The 1,365-nt window shown below is 70.0% G+C and carries 1 protein-coding gene and 1 pseudogene; one reads left to right on the top strand and one right to left on the bottom strand.

Annotated elements, in window-relative coordinates; translation table 11 throughout:
• Positions 1 to 592, top strand: a pseudogene (locus AOJ26_RS37165) (rhamnogalacturonan lyase); the annotation flags it as partial.
• 62 nt (positions 593 to 654) lie between these two features.
• Here the strand turns inward: AOJ26_RS37165 and AOJ26_RS37160 are convergent.
• Positions 655 to 1,365 (bottom strand): cellulose-binding domain-containing protein (locus AOJ26_RS37160; RefSeq protein ID WP_199828909.1); only part of this gene is annotated, 711 nt, incomplete at its 5' end.

Here is a 1,365-nt window from a genome sequence, read left to right as displayed (position 1 = left end):
GTCGACGTCCCAGCCGGCCGAGCTGTACGTCAACCCGGCGAACGGCACGGTGAACTGGAAGCTGGCCGCCTGCTGCGACAACGGCCGTGGCGTGGCCGGGGACATCTGGGCGGGCAACGACGGCGCCGAGGTGTGGTCGGCCTCCGACACCTCGGTCCGTGACGAGGCCGGTGCCACCAAGGGCCGCGAGCCGTCCTCGGTGAACTTCCTGTCCTGGTGGGACGGCGACACGGTCCGCGAGCTCCTCGACGGCACCCACATCGACAAGTACGGCACCTCGTCGGACACCCGTCTGCTGACCGGGGCGTCGGTCCACTCCAACAACGGCACCAAGGCGACCCCTTCGCTGTCCGGCGACATCCTCGGCGACTGGCGTGAGGAGGTCGTCTGGCCGACGTCGGACAACAGGGCCCTGCGGATCTACTCGACCCCGATCGAGACGTCGACGAAGATCACGACCCTGCTCCACGACACGATGTACCGCACGGGCCTGGCCTGGCAAAATACGGCCTACAACCAGCCCCCGCACCCGAGCTTCTTCCTCGGCAACGGCATGCCGACGGCCCCCAGGCCGACGGTCTACACGCCCTGACCCAGGACGCTGAGAGACCCCGTCCGGCGGTGCCGGCGGGGCCTCTTCGCGCGCGGGCCGGTTCAGAGCACGGTGCAGTTCTGGTCGCCCACCTTGAACGTGGCCGGTTTCGCGTTCGTTCCCGACCAGCTCCCCGTGAAGCCGAAGCTCACGGAGGAGCCGGCCGCCACACCCGCGTTCCAGCCGACGTTCTTGGCGGTGACCGTCGCGCCGGACTGGGTGACGGTGGCGTTCCATGCCTGGGAGACCGTCTGGCCGCCGGGGAAGGTCCAGCCGAGGGTCCAGCCGCTCCAGGCACTCGTACCCGTGTTGCCGATCTGGACGTCCGCCTGGAAACCGCCCGACCACTGGTTGGTGATCTTGTAGGTCACCGCGCAGGCGCCCGTCGGAGTGGGATCCGGCGGGTCGGTCGGATCGGTGCCGCCGCCTCCGCCCGTGTCGGACGTGTCGCCGTAGATCACGCCCCGGCCGTTGGTCGAGACGTACACCCGGCCGTACACCCTCGGGTCACCGGTGATCGCCGCGCCGGTCCAGCCCCACTGGTGGGCGTCGTCGTTGACCCGGGTCCAGCTCGCTCCCTTGTCCGTGGAACGGAAGATGCCCCGGACACCACCGATCTTCGCGCTGGTGTAGAGCGTCTGGTACGACGCCCCCGTCGCCGCCTTCCCGAAGCCGATCGCGTCGGCCTGGTCGACGTTCGCGAGCTTCGTCCAGCTCGTGCCCGAGTTCGTCGAGTGCCACAGCCCGTACGCCCCGTCGGCCGCCCCGCCGGC

The organism is Streptomyces sp. NRRL B-24085, from assembly GCF_001282115.1.
In the GTDB taxonomy this organism is placed as follows: domain Bacteria; phylum Actinomycetota; class Actinomycetes; order Streptomycetales; family Streptomycetaceae; genus Streptomyces.
Note: the sequence above shows the minus strand (reverse complement) of the source record. Positions and strands in the feature narration are given on the sequence as shown.